The following is a 1,143-nucleotide window of genomic DNA, read 5'->3' as shown; positions in this document are numbered from 1 at the left end:
AGTCGGGCCGGTTTCCTGAATCATTCTTAACCCGTCCTACAGGAAGCGGGTACGGTTGTAGGGTTGGCCTTCGCGGTCTAACTTCTGTTTTTCGATGCGTCTGCCAAGGGCGTCATAGAGGTAGCGGTGTCCTCTGAATTTGAGTAGCTGGTTACAGCGGATTAGGTTGTGGTTGCTGTATTTTTCTCTGTGTTTGCCTGTCCAATTATTTTTTGCTAGTACACTTCTAATTAATTCAAGTTTGACTGGCTCTTATTCGTTAAAAGCATCTACCCTTGAGCCATTGCTAGACCCATAATACTTTCTGTTTTATCTAAGTCATCCTCCTAAATAAATACAAAATAATTCCTCACATTGGATTTTTAAAAATATATTTAATCAATCATAAATAGAATTGTTGATAACAATATAATTCAGTTAATAAACAGCTTTGAATTGACAGCTTTTTAGAACAGTAAACAAAATTTTAATTTCATATAGCGGATTAGAATATTTAAATTAAAACAGTAATAGATATATCTAATGCTTAGCTATTATCTTGCCTTTTCCAGATATTTAATCGTATTTACGATAGAATTCTAGTAATTATTACAATGGATATTTGTCCCAATTATTATCAAACTTATCATATACCTCTTTTTTATCAATACGCCACTCATATTTTTTGTAATGCAAGGTATAACGAAATTGACTTTTTGTACGATTTTGTTGTTGAGTGTAAATAACTACTTTATTCCCTTTGAGTTCTTCTATTTTTAATATTTCTTCATCTGGTGAGTACTCTGGTGGGTTTCCACAAAATAATGCTGCTTGCCGACCATATTTTCGTTCTTTTTTTGTACAAAATTTATTAAATATAAAATTCAAATCTTTAGTCATTTGTAAATAAGCATCTTCTGAAGAATCACTTTTTAATTTTGGATAGCAACGTATTTCCCAATGATTCATCGCAATAATGAATTCTTTTAATATGTTTTTCGCAATTTCAATATTCATTTAGTTTACCTAATTTTTAAAAACCTAGATTACACCATGAAGTGCAATTCTTCTTAACTCCTTAGAATAAAAATCGGCAGGGCTTTTAAACTTATGCCGTTTTCTTGGGCGTGTGTTCAATAGATATTGTATTTTCTTTATCTGTTT

General features: G+C 31.5%; 1 protein-coding gene. It reads right to left on the bottom strand.

Features of this window, described 5'->3' with window-relative positions; genetic code table 11:
• Window positions 1-588: 588 nt before the first annotated feature.
• Window positions 589-996, bottom strand: a complete 408-nt coding sequence (locus A9G44_RS09075; RefSeq protein ID WP_065608880.1) for an NTF2 fold immunity protein — start codon at window positions 994-996, stop codon at window positions 589-591.
• Window positions 997-1,143 lie beyond the last annotated feature (147 nt).

This window comes from Gilliamella sp. Occ4-3 (genome assembly GCF_001690675.1).
GTDB classification, from domain to species: Bacteria; Pseudomonadota; Gammaproteobacteria; order Enterobacterales; family Orbaceae; genus Gilliamella; species Gilliamella bombi.
This window is presented reverse-complemented; position numbering and strand designations above follow the sequence as displayed.

Bases quoted from the DNA above. Each gene is read 5' to 3' on its own strand.
- A9G44_RS09075 (WP_065608880.1), bottom strand. From the start codon at position 996: ATGAATATTGAAATTGCGAAAAACATATTAAAAGAATTCATTATTGCG.